Source organism: Streptomyces sp. UW30 (genome assembly GCF_008042075.1).
GTDB lineage: Bacteria > Actinomycetota > Actinomycetes > Streptomycetales > Streptomycetaceae > Streptomyces.
The window spans coordinates 1159213-1173672 of sequence record NZ_RDBN01000005.1; the positions used below are offsets into that span (position 1 = coordinate 1159213).

The following is a 14460-nucleotide window of genomic DNA, read 5'->3' on the forward strand; positions in this document are numbered from 1 at the left end:
GCACGGGCCGCCTGGACACCAAGGCGTACTCCGTCAACATCGGCCGAACGGACGCGCGCGGGGTGGTGGGGGCGCCCGTAATCGGGTACATACGATCGGGTAGCACCCGTCGGTAACCAAACGGCCCATGATCCCGATTCGCGGCGAGGTGAGCCTCATGTCCGCAGCACCCACGAAACCCACTGTCAGTGAGCGTGAGGCCCGTCAGGTGGCGGAGGCCGCCCGAGAGCAGGACTGGCGCAAGCCCAGCTTCGCCAAGGAACTGTTCCTGGGCCGCTTCCGCCTCGACCTCATCCACCCCCACCCGATGCCCACCGACGAGGCGTCCCAGCGCGGCGAGGAGTTCCTCGCCAAGCTGCGCGACTTCGTCGAGACGAAGGTCGACGCGGCCCTCATCGAGCGCGAGGCCCGCATCCCCGACGAGGTGATCGACGGCCTCAAGGAGCTCGGCGCCCTCGGCATGAAGATCGACACCAAGTACGGCGGGCTCGGCCTCACCCAGGTCTACTACAACAAGGCCCTCACCCTCGTCGGCTCGGCCTCCCCGGCGATCGGCGTGCTGCTCTCCGCCCATCAGTCGATCGGCGTACCGCAGCCGCTGAAGTTGTTCGGCACCCCCGAGCAGAAGGAACAGTTCCTGCCGCGCTGCGCCCGCACCGACATCAGCGCCTTCCTGCTGACCGAGCCGGACGTCGGTTCCGACCCGGCGCGCCTGGCCACGTCGGCCGTACCCGACGGGGACGACTACGTCCTCGACGGGGTCAAGCTGTGGACGACCAACGGCGTGGTCGCCGASCTCCTCGTCGTCATGGCGCGGGTGCCGAAGTCCGAGGGCCACAAGGGCGGCATCACCGCCTTCGTCGTGGAGACCAACTCGCCCGGCATCACCGTCGAGAACCGCAACGCCTTCATGGGCCTGCGCGGCATCGAGAACGGCGTCACCCGCTTCCACCAGGTCAGGGTCCCCGCAGCCAACCGCATCGGCCCCGAGGGCGCGGGCCTGAAGATCGCCCTCACGACCCTGAACACCGGGCGGCTCTCGCTGCCCGCCTCCTGCGTCGCGGCCGGCAAGTGGTGCCTGAAGATCGCCCGTGAGTGGTCGGCGGCGCGCGAGCAGTGGGGCAAGCCGCTCGCCCACCACGAGGCCGTCGGCTCGAAGATCTCCTTCATCGCGGCCACCACCTTCGCCCTGGAGGCCGTCACCGACCTCGCCTCGCAGATGGCCGACGAGGACCGCAACGACATCCGCATCGAAGGCGCCCTCGCCAAGCTGTACGCCTCCGAGATGGCCTGGCTCATCGCCGACGACCTCATCCAGATCCGGGGCGGCCGCGGCTTCGAGACGGCCGAGTCGCTCAGGGCGCGCGGCGAGCGTGGCGTCCCCGCCGAGCAGGTCCTGCGCGACCTGCGCATCAACCGCATCTTCGAGGGCTCGACGGAGATCATGCACCTCCTCATCGCCCGCGAGGCCGTCGACGCCCACCTCTCGGTCGCCGGCGACCTCATCGACCCCGACAAGTCCCTCCAGGACAAGGCGAAGGCGGGAGCGAGCGCCGGCGTCTTCTACGCCAAGTGGCTGCCGAAACTGGTCGCGGGCCAGGGCCAACTGCCGTATTCGTACGGCGAGTTCAAACGCGGCGTCGACCTCTCCCCGCACCTGCGCTACGTCGAACGCACCGCCCGCAAGCTCGCCCGCTCCACCTTCTACGGCATGTCCCGCTGGCAGGGCCGGATGGAGACCAAGCAGGGCTTCCTGGGCCGGATCGTCGACATCGGCGCGGAACTGTTCGCCATGAGCGCGGTCTGTGTCCGCGCCGAGCACCTGCGCTCCCGGGGCGACCACGGCCGTGAGGCCTACCAGCTCGCCGACGCCTTCTGCCGGCAGTCCCGGCTGCGCGTCGAGGAGCTCTTCGGCCGGCTCTGGTCCAACACCGACGACCTCGACGGCAAGGTCGTCAAGGGTGTGATGGCAGGCACCTACGAGTGGCTGGAGTCGGGCATCGTCGACCCGTCCGACGACGGCGGCGTGTGGATCGCGGACGCGACCCCGGGCCCGAGCGAGCGGGAGAACGTGCACCGTCCGATCAGGTGACCGACCGGTGAGGGGCGCTGACGGGTCACTGCCCGCAGCGACCCCTCACCATCCTGTTACCTGCCCGATGGGGACGCCCTGTCCTCCCTGTCGGCCCGTGCGGCCACAATGGGGGGATGAGCGACAGTCCAGCCCCCCTCGCCGACCCGCATCTCGTCTACGACCCCGTGGCGGGCGACGGCCCCAAGGACGTGGTGATCCTCGGCTCCACCGGCTCGATCGGCACGCAGGCCATCGACCTCGTGCTGCGCAACCCGGACCGCTTCCGCGTCACCGCGCTCTCCGCCAACGGCGGCCGGGTCGCCCTCCTCGCCGAGCAGGCGTACCGGCTGAAGGTGCGGACCGTCGCGGTCGCCCGCGAGGACGTCGTACCGGCGCTGCGCGAAGCCCTCCAGGCCCAGTACGGCACGGGGGAGCCGCTCCCCGAGATCCTCGCGGGACCGGACGCGGCCACCCAGGTCGCCGCCTCCGACTGCCACACCGTCCTGAACGGCATCACCGGCTCGATCGGCCTCGCCCCCACCCTCGCCGCCCTGGAGGCGGGCCGCACCCTCGCGCTCGCCAACAAGGAGTCCCTGATCGTCGGCGGCCCGCTGGTCAAGGCCCTCGCCAAGCCCGGGCAGATCATCCCGGTCGATTCCGAGCACGCGGCCCTGTTCCAGGCGCTGGCGGCCGGGACGAGGGCCGACGTACGGAAGCTGGTCGTCACGGCGTCCGGCGGGCCGTTCCGGGGCCGCACCAAGGCGGACCTGGCTCAGGTGACCGTCGAGGACGCCCTCGCCCACCCCACCTGGGCCATGGGCCCGGTGATCACGATCAACTCCGCGACCCTCGTCAACAAGGGCCTGGAGGTCATCGAGGCACACCTCCTCTACGACATTTCCTTCGACCGCATTGAGGTGGTCGTGCATCCCCAGTCGTATGTTCACTCGATGGTTGAGTTCACGGACGGATCCACGATCGCCCAGGCGACACCCCCCGACATGCGCGGGCCGATCGCCATCGGCCTGGGCTGGCCGGAGCGCATCCCCGACGCCGCGCCCACGTTCGACTGGAGCAAGGCGTCGACCTGGGAGTTCTTCCCCCTCGACAACGAGGCGTTCCCCTCGGTCAACCTGGCGCGCCAGGTGGGCGAGCTCGCGGGCACGGCACCGGCGGTGTTCAATGCGGCCAACGAGGAGTGCGTGGAGGCCTTCCGGGCCGGCGCACTGCCGTTCAACGGGATCATGGAGACCGTGACGCGGGTGGTGGAGGAGCACGGCACCCCGCGTGCGGGAACTTCGCTGACCGTCGCGGACGTCCTCGAAGCGGAGAGCTGGGCCCGTCGGCGGGCCCGGGAACTGGCGGTACACACGGCGGAGGCCCGTGCATGACGACCCTGATGTTCATCCTCGGCATAGTGCTTTTCGCGGTCGGGCTGCTCGCCTCGATCGCATGGCACGAGCTGGGCCATCTGTCCACGGCCAAGCTGTTCGGCATCCGCGTGCCGCAGTACATGGTCGGCTTCGGCCCCACCATCTGGTCGCGGAACAAGGGCGATACCGAGTACGGCATCAAGGCGATCCCGTTCGGCGGCTACATCCGCATGATCGGCATGTTCCCGCCGGGACCGGACGGCCGCCTGGAGGCCCGCTCCACATCCCCCTGGCGCGGCATGATCGAGGACGCCCGCTCGGCGGCCTTCGAGGAGCTGAAGCCCGGCGACGAGTCCCGCCTGTTCTACACACGCAAGCCGTGGAAACGGGTCATCGTGATGTTCGCGGGCCCCTTCATGAACCTCATCCTCGCGGTGGCCCTGTTCCTCACCGTGCTGATGGGCTTCGGCATCCAGCAGCAGACGACCACAGTGAGCTCGGTCTCCCCGTGCGTCATCGCCCAGACCCAGAACCGCGACGAGTGCAAGGCCTCCGACCCCAAGTCCCCGGCCGCCGCCGCGGGCATGAAGGCCGGCGACAAGATCGTCTCCTTCGGCGGGGTACCGACCGAGGAGTGGAACTCACTCTCCGACCTCATCCGCGACAGCGCCGGCAAGGAGGTGCCGATCGTCGTCGACCGCAAGGGCGAGCAAGTGACCCTGCACGCGAAGATCGCCACCAACTGGGTCGTCAAGAAGGACGCGAGCGGGGCCTACGTCAAGGACGACTACGTCCAGGCCGGCTTCCTCGGCTTCAGCGCCGCCACCGGCGTCGTCAAACAGGACTTCGGCGACTCGGTGACCTGGATGTCCGACCGGGTCGGCGAGGCCGTCGACTCCCTCATCGCCCTGCCCTCCAAGGTCCCCGCCCTGTGGGACGCGGCCTTCGGCGACGGCCCGCGCGAGCCGGACTCCCCGATGGGCATCGTCGGCGCGGCGAGGGTGAGCGGCGAGATCGCGACGCTCGACATCCCGGCGTCGCAGCAGCTGGCCACGTTCGTCTTCCTCCTGGCCGGCTTCAACCTCTCTCTCTTCCTCTTCAACATGCTCCCCCTGCTGCCACTGGACGGCGGCCACATCGCGGGCGCCCTGTGGGAGTCGCTGCGCCGCAACCTGGCGCGCGTGCTGCGCCGCCCGGACCCCGGTCCGTTCGACGTGGCGAAGCTGATGCCGGTGGCGTACGTGGTGGCGAGCGTCTTCATCTGCTTCACACTGCTCGTGCTGGTGGCGGACCTGGTTAACCCGGTCAGAATCTCCTAGTCATACGGAGTTCGCGGCGGCCCGGGATCGTATGTCCCGGGCCGCCTTCCATTGAGTGGGTTTACGGGCGATGGGGGTCCCCCCGACGAGTGCGTTCGAGGTGGGGGCGTGCTGGGGTGAGCGTCGGTGCCGTAATCTCGAAGCCTGGAGCCCGCTGCTGACGGGACCGGATCTTGATCCACGACTTGGGGTTGCACAGCAGATGACTGCGATTTCTCTCGGCATGCCGTCCGTTCCGACCAAGCTCGCCGAGCGCCGCAAGAGCCGTCAGATCCAGGTCGGATCCGTGCCGGTCGGCGGGGACGCGCCGGTCTCGGTCCAGTCGATGACGACGACGCGTACGTCCGACATCGGCGCCACCCTCCAGCAGATCGCCGAGCTGACGGCGTCCGGCTGCCAGATCGTGCGTGTGGCGTGCCCCACGCAGGACGACGCCGACGCGCTCGCGACCATCGCCCGCAAGTCCCAGATCCCGGTGATCGCGGACATCCACTTCCAGCCGAAGTACGTCTTCGCGGCCATCGAGGCCGGCTGCGCCGCGGTCCGGGTCAACCCCGGCAACATCAAGCAGTTCGACGACAAGGTCAAGGAGATCGCGCGGGCCGCCAAGGACCACGGCACCCCGATCCGCATCGGCGTCAACGCGGGCTCCCTCGACAGGCGCCTGCTGCAGAAGTACGGCAAGGCCACGCCCGAGGCCCTCGTCGAGTCGGCCCTGTGGGAGGCGTCCCTCTTCGAGGAGCACGACTTCCGGGACATCAAGATCTCGGTCAAGCACAACGACCCGGTCGTCATGGTCAGGGCCTATCAGCTGCTGGCCGAGCAGTCCGACTACCCGCTGCACCTGGGCGTCACGGAGGCCGGCCCCGCCTTCCAGGGCACGATCAAGTCGGCCGTCGCCTTCGGCGCCCTGCTCTCCCAGGGCATCGGCGACACGATCCGTGTCTCCCTGTCGGCGCCCCCCGCCGAGGAGGTCAAGGTCGGCATCCAGATCCTGGAGTCCCTGAACCTCAAGCAGCGCGGCCTGGAGATCGTCTCCTGCCCGTCCTGCGGCCGCGCCCAGGTCGACGTCTACAAGCTGGCCGAGGAGGTCACGGCAGGCCTCACCGGCATGGAGGTCCCCCTCCGCGTCGCGGTCATGGGCTGCGTCGTCAACGGCCCCGGCGAGGCCCGCGAGGCCGACCTCGGCGTCGCCTCCGGCAACGGCAAGGGCCAGATCTTCGTCAAGGGCGAGGTCATCAAGACCGTCCCCGAGTCCAAGATCGTCGAGACCCTCATCGAGGAGGCCATGAAGCTGGCCGAACAGATGGAGGCGAACGGCGTGATGAGCGGCGAGCCGTCGGTGTCGGTGGCGGGCTGACGCGCCCGGTTTCGGGGGCAGGGCCGGCAGGGTCACTCAGGGCACCGGGATTTGCCCGGCGTCCGCGCTTGAGCTCGCACCGTCCGTAGCCCCCCGCCCGCCCGTTGAGGGGCTCCGTTAGGCGTTCGGGGTCGAGGTCGTACGGTCCCGAGCCCCCCGCCCGCTGGGGGCTCGACTCGCGGCAGACTCCTTGCTGCCGGTCCGCACCATTCAGCCCGTCCGGCGATTGAGGACAAGGCCCGTTCAGGGCCGGAGCGGGGGGCTGGGGGCGGCAGCCCCCAGGGGCGGTGCGGCAGCCGGCCGTCACCTCGCAAAGGACCGCAAGCCACACAGGGCGGCACGGCTCAGCTTCCGCAGGTACAGTGCGGGGATCAGCAGAACCCCAGCGTGAGGCCCCGCACGTGTTGACCCAGACCACCTCACGGGTGCTCGAACCGAGTGACCTGGACGCCGCGCTCGCCGTCCTCGACCGCGAGCCGGTCGCGAACGCCTTCGTGACGTCCCGCGTCCAGATCGCCGGCCTCGACCCCTGGCGCCTCGGCGGCGAGATGTGGGGCTGGTACGAGGACGGCATGCTGACGTCCCTCTGCTACGCGGGCGCCAACCTCGTCCCGATCTGCGCCACCCCCCGAGCCGTACGCGCCTTCGCCGACCGCGCCCGGCGCTCGGGCCGCCGCTGCTCCTCCATCGTCGGCCCGGCCGATTCCACCGCCCAGCTGTGGCGCCTGCTGGAACCCAACTGGGGCCCGGCCCGCGAGATCCGCCCCCACCAGCCCCTCATGATCACCGACCACATGCCGGCCGGCATCACTCCGGATCCGTACGTCCGCCGCATCCGCAAGGACGAGATGGACACGATCATGCCGGCGTGCGTGGCCATGTTCACCGAGGAGGTCGGCGTCTCCCCGATGGCCGGCGACGGCGGGCTCCTCTACCAGGCCCGGGTCGCCGAACTCGTCGGCTCGGGCCGCTCCTTCGCCCGTCTCGACCAGGACGGCAAGGTCGCCTTCAAGGCCGAGATCGGCGCAGCCACCGACCGCGCCTGCCAGATCCAGGGCGTCTGGGTGGCCCCCGAGTACCGCGGCCAGGGCCTGGCGGCCCCCGGAATGGCAGCGGTGCTCCGCTACGCCCTCGCGGACGTCGCCCCGGTGGTGAGCCTGTACGTCAACGACTTCAACACGGCGGCGAGAAGGACGTACACGAGGGTGGGCTTCCAAGAGGTCGGCGCCTTCATGAGCGTCCTTTTCTGAGCACGCCCCCTCCGGGGGACGGCGGGACAACATCCCCCGGGGCGCGGGGAACTGCGCGACCAACCACGGACAGACCGCACCCAAACGACAACCTGTAGTCCCCTGTACGCTCCCCACATGCGCCTTCCCGGTCACGCACACCGCCGCCACCCCGACGACGTCGTGATCGGCCCGCTGGACCTCCCCACCAACGTCGACGAGGCCCTCGCCGTCCAAGCCGTGGCCTTCGGACTCGGCCCCGACGAGGTGGCCGTACGCCGCCAGATCGTCCTGCGCCACATGACCTACCCGGGAGCAAGGGCCCTCGGCGCGACCACCGCAGGCATGCTCGTCGGCTTCGTGTACGGCATGCCGAACGACCGCATCCACTGGTGGTCCACCGTCGTGGAGCCCTACCTGCGGGCCCAGGGCCACGACGCCTGGCTCGACGACTCCTTCGTCATCACGGAACTGCACGTCCACCCCCGCTACCAGAACCGGGGCGTCGGCCGCTCCCTGATCACCACGATCACCGACAGCGCCGCCGAACCCCGCTCGATCCTCTCGGCGATCGACGTCGACAGCCCGGCCCGCGGCCTCTACCACTCCCTCGGCTACCGGGACCTCGCCCGCCAGGTCCTGTTCCCGAGCGCCCCGAAGCCGTACGCCGTGATGGGCGCGCCTCTGCCGCTGCGCCGCCGATAGGCACGGGCCACGGTTAACCGATTTCCACCGTCCCGTACCACCCGGCTAACCTCCTGCCATAACCCAACCCGGCAGGAGTACGAGAACGATGGCGAACGCACCGGTCCAGCGCATGTCCCAGTTGATGGCGAAGACGCTGCGCGACGACCCGGCGGACGCCGAGGTCCTCAGTCACAAGCTGCTGGTCCGCGCGGGCTACGTCCGCCGCACGGCGGCCGGCATCTGGTCCTGGCTGCCCCTCGGCAAGCGGGTCCTCGCCAACGTGGAGCGCATCGTCCGCGAGGAGATGGACGCGATCGGCGCCCAGGAGGTGCTGCTCCCCGCGCTGCTGCCGCGTGAGCCGTACGACGCGACGGGCCGCTGGGACGAGTACGGCCAGGAGCTGTTCCGTCTCAAGGACCGCAGGGGCGGCGACTACCTGCTCGGCCCGACCCACGAGGAGATCTTCACCCTGCTGGTGAAGGACCAGGCGTCCTCCTACAAGGACCTGCCGGTCATCCTCTACCAGATCCAGAACAAGTACCGCGACGAGGCCCGCCCCCGGGCCGGCGTCCTGCGCGGCCGTGAGTTCCTGATGAAGGACTCGTACTCCTTCGACACCGACGACGAGGGCCTCGGCCAGTCCTACGCCCTGCACCGTCAGGCCTACCAGCGCGTCTTCGAGCGCCTCGGCCTCGACTACCGCATCTGCGCCGCCACCGCCGGCGCGATGGGCGGCTCGAAGTCGGAGGAGTTCCTCGCCCCGGCCGAGGCCGGCGAGGACACCTTCGCGGACTGCCCGAACTGCGACTTCGCGGCCAACACCGAGGCGATCACGTACGAGCTGAAGCCGGTGGACGCCGCGGGCGTGGCCGCGCTCGAGGAGATCCCGACCCCGGACACCCCGACCATCGAGACCCTGGCCGCCCACCTCGGCGTCGAGGCCTCCGCGACGCTCAAGAACCTCCTCGTGAAGGTCGACGGCGAGATCGTCGCCGTCGGTGTCCCCGGTCACCGCGAGGTCGACATGGGCAAGGTCGAGGCGCACTTCGCCCCGGCCGTCGTCGAGATGGTCACCGAGGCGGACTTCGCCGGGCGCCCGGACCTGGTCCGCGGGTACGTCGGTCCGCAGGGCCTGGGCGAGAAGGTCAAGTACCTCGCCGACCCGCGCGTGGCCCCCGGCACCTCGTGGATCACGGGCGCCAACAAGGAGGGCACGCACGCGAAGAACGTCGTCGCGGGCCGTGACTTCGAGGTCGACGAGTACGTCGACGTCGTGGTCGTCCAGGAGGGTGACCCCTGCCCGAAGTGCGGCACCGGCCTCAAGCTGGACCGTGCCATCGAGATCGGCCACATCTTCCAGCTGGGCCGCAAGTACGCGGATGCGCTGAAGCTCGACGTCCTCGGACAGAACGGCAAGCCGGTCCGCGTGACCATGGGCTCCTACGGCATCGGCGTCTCCCGCGCCGTCGCGGCGCTCGCCGAGCAGACGGCCGACGACAAGGGCCTGTGCTGGCCGGCCGAGGTGGCCCCGGCCGACGTGCACGTGGTCGCCGCGGGCAAGGCGCTCCAGACCGAACTCGCCCTCGACGTCTCCGAGAAGCTGGCCACGGCCGGCCTGCGCGTCCTGTGCGACGACCGCGCCGGTGTCTCGCCGGGCGTGAAGTTCACGGACTCGGAGCTGATCGGCGTACCGCAGATCCTGGTCGCCGGGCGGCGCGCGGCCGAGGGCGTCGTCGAGCTCAAGGACCGCAGGACCGGCGAGCGCGAAGAGCTGACGGTGGACGAGGCGATCGCCCGGCTGACGGCGTAAGGAACCCCTCAGCAGGGCTGCTCCCCGACCGTGGGACGTGACACAGCGTCAGTGTCACCACGGAGGGGAGCGGTCCTGCGTGTTCGGCCCGGCTCAGCCGGCCTCGGCCGCGAGGACGCGGGGGAGGAGTTCGTGGGGGAGCTCCACGCGCATGCCGCAGAAGCAGCGCAGGGGCCCGCCGCGTGAGACGGGGGCGCCCAGGTCGATCATCAGGATGTCCGCCACTTCCCGGAGCACGTCACCTGCCGGGGCACCTCTGGCGACGCGGATACTGACCTCGTCCGGATCCCAGACCGCGATGCCCGCCAGATTCTCCGTCACGGCAATGTGGACGCACACAACTGTCTCCCCAGGGATGCACTACAGCACGGAGTGATCCGCTCCGGGAGGTCAGCGGCTGACTGATGGTACCGACGGCGGTCGGGTGCGTGAGGAGTTTCGTCATATTCTCCCGCCGCACCGGAAGCTTCCGTCACACCCGGCACGCGGCGGCGAGAGGGCCCGTTGGCCGAAAACGCGCTGCTGACCTCACCCGATGCGGCTGACCTGAAGCATCGCCTCGGCGTCCTTCAGCAGTGCGCGCTGACGTGCCTCCGGCAATTGCCGGTACAGCTTCAGGAGCCGGGCCTCGCGCTCGTCCCCGCTGGGTCCGGGTACGGGGCGGCCCACCGCCTCGAAGAACTCCCTCGGCGTCGTCCGCACGCCCCAGCGTCGGAACACATCGACCATGGCCCGCAGCTTCTCCGGGTCTATGCGCGAGGTGCCGCGGGTGCGGTTCACCCAGGCGTTCAGCGTCGGATAGGAGATGCCGGCCTCCGCCGCCAGGTCCTTCTGGGTTCGGTCCGGCGCCTGCGCCAGCAGACGTTCGAGCAGAGTGGCCAGGTCCTCTTCCAGGGGCGAGGGATCCTGGCCCGGGTCCGGGGCTCCTGAGCGGCTCTGCTGGTTCGTCACGTATCTGAGGATCCGCCATCAATATCTACAAGCGCAAGTAGATCGCAGATCGGTCGCGAAGGCTTCGGGGGCGTGCGGGAGCGCTGCGCGGACGATGACGAAAACGTGCGCCCCCACCCTCCTGCGGATGCCCGCCTTTCCTTACGTTCTGTGGGCGCCTTGACACTATCTGCATCTACATGAAGACTGTAGATGGCACCGGGCGTGGACAGCGGCTCCTGGTATGAGCTGTGTCCGTGCCTTCAGAGAATCTACATCTACATGAATATTGAAGATTCAGGATGATGTCGACGGGAGATCCGATCGTGTCCTTACCGAACAGCGTCACCGCCGCTCCGGACGACCCGGAACCCGAGCTCGTCGCCCGGGCCCGCAGGGGCGACCGGGAGGCGTTCGCGGCGCTGTACCACCAGCACTACCGCCTCGTGTACGGCTTCCTGCTCGTGCGCACGCGCAACAGACATCTGGCGGAGGACCTGACCCAGGAGGCGTTCACCCGCGCCCTGCGGCGCATCGATTCCTTCACCTGGCAGGGCACGGCCTTCGCCGCCTGGCTGACCACCATCGCGAAGAACCTCCACCTCGACGAACTCGACCGCGGCCGCACCCGCCGGGAGACCCCGGTGGCCGAGTTCGACGACCCCAGGGAGGCCGGCCGGGACGCCGAGACGCTCGCCCTGCGCGCACTGGAGGCAGTCGAGGCCCACGAGGCGGTCCGCACGGCCCTGCACATGCTCAACGCCCAGCAACGACACTGTGTGGAGCTGCGCTTCCTCGACGAACTGACGCCGCAGGAGACGGCGTTGGCGATGGGCCGGAGCGTCGGCGCGGTCAAGACGCTGACCTATCGCGCCCTGCGCAAGCTGCGCCGGCCGGCCGGGGCGGTGTCCGTGTGAACAGCAACTTCCCGCACGCCGTCGGCGTGATCCGCGCTGCACTGGAGTCGGCCGGACCCGACCGGGCGACCGCCGTCGCGCACGCGCTCGACTCGGCCCGTCTCCTGGTCGACCCCCTGCGCTCCTTCGGCGTCGTACTGCACCGGACGCCGGACGGCGGTTGGTACCGGGGTCCGCGCCCGCTCACCGACCTGGAGCACAAGGCCCTGGCCTGGGACGCCTCGTGCGCGCGGGCGCGGTCCCTCGCGTGCGACATCGAACGCAGGCTGGCCGGGCACGCCGGTCCGTCCGGCGTCCGTGTGGACGGTGACCGGGTGCGGGTCGTGCTCCGTGTCGACGGCCCCGTAGCATGGGCCCGTTGGCGTGCGTACCTGGGCATCACGGTCGTCGAGGCAGGCATCCGCCTCCACACGGTGACCGGCGAGGGGGAGCGCGGCGGTGTCCGGGTGACGGTGGTGGCCCACGGCGCCACGACGGCGACCCCGTCCGCCGTGACCGGACCACAGGCGCTTCCCTTCCGACTCGGCGGCGCCACGTACGACCTGGCGTTTCCACAGCGCGACGCGCACGGGGACGTCTGGTACTTCCAGGGCTGGCGAACCCACGACGGCATGCCCCTGATGTCCCTGGACGGCCGCCCCGAGCGATGCTCCCTCGCCAACGTGGCGGCACATCTGGGGCCGTTGTCGCCGATGCGGACCGTCGGCCGGGGTGCCGCGTCCGACGGCGACGAGGCGCTGCGCACGACGTCAGCACCGCTGTCCCCACCTCCAGCCGTGATGCCGGCGGGGCCTGAGCCTGTGCCGTTGAGCYCGACTTCGTCTGRGATGCCGGCGGCGCCTTGGTTCCCGCCGTTGTCCGGCCCTCCGTCCAGGGGGCCGGGGGCGACTGAGCCTGTGCCGTTGAGCGCGACTTCGTCTGTGATGCCGGCGGCGCCTTGGTTCCCGCCGTTGTCCGGCCCTCCGTCCAGGGGGCCGGGGGCGACTGAGCCTGTGCCGTTCCTCACCCCGGCTCCGCAAGCCCGCCTCACCCCGGCTCCGCAAGCCCGCCTCACCCCGGCTCCGCAAGCCCGCCTCACCCCGGCTCCGCAAGCCCGCCTCATCGCACCGGAGTGCCTCATGTCCTCGCCCCCGTCGGATCCCCCGCCCGACGAATCCGGGTCCGGTGACGCCCGGATCCCGGGTCTCCTCGGCCGAACGGCCGCAGTCCTGCGCAGGGTCTTACGGCCGCGCCGCAGACCCCTCCTGCCGCGAACAGGCACGCGTCGACGCCTCGCACGAGAGAGGGACGACTGCCGGCAGGAACGCGACCGCTGGCAGCGGCACGCCGACTCCTACGAGCGGGAGTTGACTCGCGCCCTGCGCGAACGCGCAAATCTGCTCGCCTGGTTGGCGGCGCTGCACCCGTCGAGTGCCGTCCTCGTCGCCGACGTCGCTTCCGGACCTGACGACACCCATCTGCTGCGCATCGAGGTCGGCGGACAGCAACTGTCGTGGCCGCTGCCACCGGCCGACCTGCCGCTGTTCGCGCACGTCCCGTACGCGTACTCGGTCACCAAGGACGGTCGCGCGGCCCCGGACCAGGCGGCGCACATCCGCGGGCACACCCGGCTGTTGGCGATGGAGGAGACCCTCTTCGGCGCACCGGCGCAGGCGTGGGCGGCGGTGCGGCCCCTGCGCCCCGGCGACCGCTGAAGCCGCGCGGACGGCTGTCCCAGCGGCCACACGAGACTCCGGCCGCCAGGCTCGGGAGGCAAGACGGCCGGATCCACCACGCCCCCTGCCCCGATCACAGCAGGGGGCGTGGTCCGGTCATGTCCCCGCCCCGGGCCGCCGCTACAGCCAGCCCGCGAATTCCAGCAACAACTCCGCGTCCTGCGCCCGCCCGACCCGCCGAGCCCGCACCCCCGACTCCACTGCCCGGAACAGCGTCCACCCACGCAGCCGTTCCTGATCCACGTCCAGCGACTCCGCGAGCCGCTTGACCCGCCGCCGCGTCGTCCCCGCGCCCGACGGCGAGGCGATCAGATCCTCCACCCGATCCCGCACCAAGCGCGCCAGATCGAACGCGCACTCACCGACGACCGGGTCCGGCCCCACCGCCAGCCACGGCATCCGCTCCCCGGCCAGTACCTTGCTCTGCCGGAACGTCCCGTGCAGCAACCGCCGTTCGGGCGGCGCGGCCAGCAATTCCTCGCGGGCGGCGAGCGCGGCGTCGACCAGCGTCGCCACCTCCGCGTCCGCCGACGCGGTCGCCCGCATCGCCTCGGCCTGCCGGCCCGTACGCTCGGCCACCGTCTCGAAGCGGTGGTCGGCCGGGGGTTCCACCCACAGCCGCCGCAGCGTCCCCGCCGCCTCCAGCAACGCCTTCGCCTCCGGCAGCGACCGCACCGAAAGATCCGGACTCAGCCGCTCCAGCAGGAGCACCCCCTCGGTCACGGCCGAGTCCACAAGCTGTACGGCGCCCACGCCGCCCCAGTGCGCGAGAGCGGCCCGCTCGCTCTGCGGGCGGGCCCTGGGCGGCGCCAGCTTGAGCACGGCCGGGGTGCCGTCCGGCTGCCGCACCAGCATCACCAGGCTGCTGCGGCCGCCCGGCATCTGCACCCGCTCAACGGTCAACTCGCGTAGCGCGACGGCCTGGTCGGCCGCCTCCGGCAGCTTCTCCAACCAGTCGTCACCGTGTGGTGCCGTCTCACCGAGCGCCCTCACCAGACGCTGCGGCGGTTCGAAAGCCATGCGCGAGTCGTTCCTTCCCGTGCTGC

The 14460-nt window shown here is 70.6% G+C and carries 12 protein-coding genes; 9 read left to right on the forward strand and 3 right to left on the reverse strand.

What is annotated here, in order from left to right:
• Positions 1-157 precede the first annotated feature (157 nt).
• From EAO75_RS07000 to EAO75_RS07035, 7 genes are all read left to right on the forward strand, one after another.
• Positions 158-2092: an acyl-CoA dehydrogenase family protein gene (locus EAO75_RS07000; RefSeq protein ID WP_147994076.1), complete on the forward strand. Its 1935-nt coding sequence runs from the start codon at positions 158-160 to the stop codon at positions 2090-2092.
• Between the two features lie 116 nt (positions 2093-2208).
• A complete protein-coding gene (gene dxr / locus EAO75_RS07005) occupies positions 2209-3465 on the forward strand; it encodes a 1-deoxy-D-xylulose-5-phosphate reductoisomerase (protein ID WP_147994077.1) in 1257 nt (418 codons plus the stop codon).
• An 8-nt stretch (positions 3466-3473) separates the two neighbouring features.
• On the forward strand, positions 3474-4766 hold the full coding sequence (locus EAO75_RS07010) for a M50 family metallopeptidase (protein WP_187284341.1): 1293 nt from the start codon (positions 3474-3476) through the stop codon (positions 4764-4766).
• A 202-nt stretch (positions 4767-4968) separates the two neighbouring features.
• On the forward strand, positions 4969-6126 hold the full coding sequence (gene ispG / locus EAO75_RS07015; protein WP_147994079.1) for a flavodoxin-dependent (E)-4-hydroxy-3-methylbut-2-enyl-diphosphate synthase: 1158 nt from the start codon (positions 4969-4971) through the stop codon (positions 6124-6126).
• Positions 6127-6527: 401 nt separating this feature from the next.
• Complete coding sequence (locus tag EAO75_RS07025) at positions 6528-7376, forward strand: GNAT family N-acetyltransferase (protein WP_147994080.1); 849 nt, start codon at positions 6528-6530, stop codon at positions 7374-7376.
• 117 nt (positions 7377-7493) lie between these two features.
• Positions 7494-8060: a GNAT family N-acetyltransferase gene (locus tag EAO75_RS07030; RefSeq protein ID WP_147994081.1), complete on the forward strand. Its 567-nt coding sequence runs from the start codon at positions 7494-7496 to the stop codon at positions 8058-8060.
• 88 nt (positions 8061-8148) lie between these two features.
• A complete protein-coding gene (locus tag EAO75_RS07035; protein WP_147994082.1) occupies positions 8149-9852 on the forward strand; it encodes a proline--tRNA ligase in 1704 nt (567 codons plus the stop codon).
• Positions 9853-9945: 93 nt separating this feature from the next.
• Here EAO75_RS07035 and EAO75_RS07040 read toward each other — a convergent pair whose 3' ends face one another.
• Both EAO75_RS07040 and EAO75_RS07045 read right to left on the reverse strand, forming a co-directional pair.
• Positions 9946-10173, reverse strand: a complete 228-nt coding sequence (locus tag EAO75_RS07040; protein WP_261989165.1) for a hypothetical protein — start codon at positions 10171-10173, stop codon at positions 9946-9948.
• Positions 10174-10380: 207 nt separating this feature from the next.
• On the reverse strand, positions 10381-10803 hold the full coding sequence (locus tag EAO75_RS07045; RefSeq protein WP_147994084.1) for a helix-turn-helix domain-containing protein: 423 nt from the start codon (positions 10801-10803) through the stop codon (positions 10381-10383).
• 305 nt (positions 10804-11108) lie between these two features.
• Here EAO75_RS07045 and EAO75_RS07050 point away from each other — a divergent pair, with 305 nt between their 5' ends.
• Both EAO75_RS07050 and EAO75_RS47085 read left to right on the forward strand, forming a co-directional pair.
• On the forward strand, positions 11109-11699 hold the full coding sequence (locus tag EAO75_RS07050) for an RNA polymerase sigma factor (protein ID WP_147994085.1): 591 nt from the start codon (positions 11109-11111) through the stop codon (positions 11697-11699).
• The gene (locus tag EAO75_RS47085) at positions 11696-13393 is read left to right on the forward strand and encodes a BN159_2729 family protein (protein ID WP_187284325.1); all 1698 of its coding nucleotides are present in this window, start codon (positions 11696-11698) and stop codon (positions 13391-13393) included. The genes EAO75_RS07050 and EAO75_RS47085 overlap by 4 nt, the downstream gene beginning before the upstream one ends.
• Before the next feature lie 141 nt (positions 13394-13534).
• Here EAO75_RS47085 and EAO75_RS07060 read toward each other — a convergent pair whose 3' ends face one another.
• Positions 13535-14434: an aminoglycoside phosphotransferase family protein gene (locus EAO75_RS07060; protein WP_147994086.1), complete on the reverse strand. Its 900-nt coding sequence runs from the start codon at positions 14432-14434 to the stop codon at positions 13535-13537.
• Positions 14435-14460: the final 26 nt, after the last annotated feature.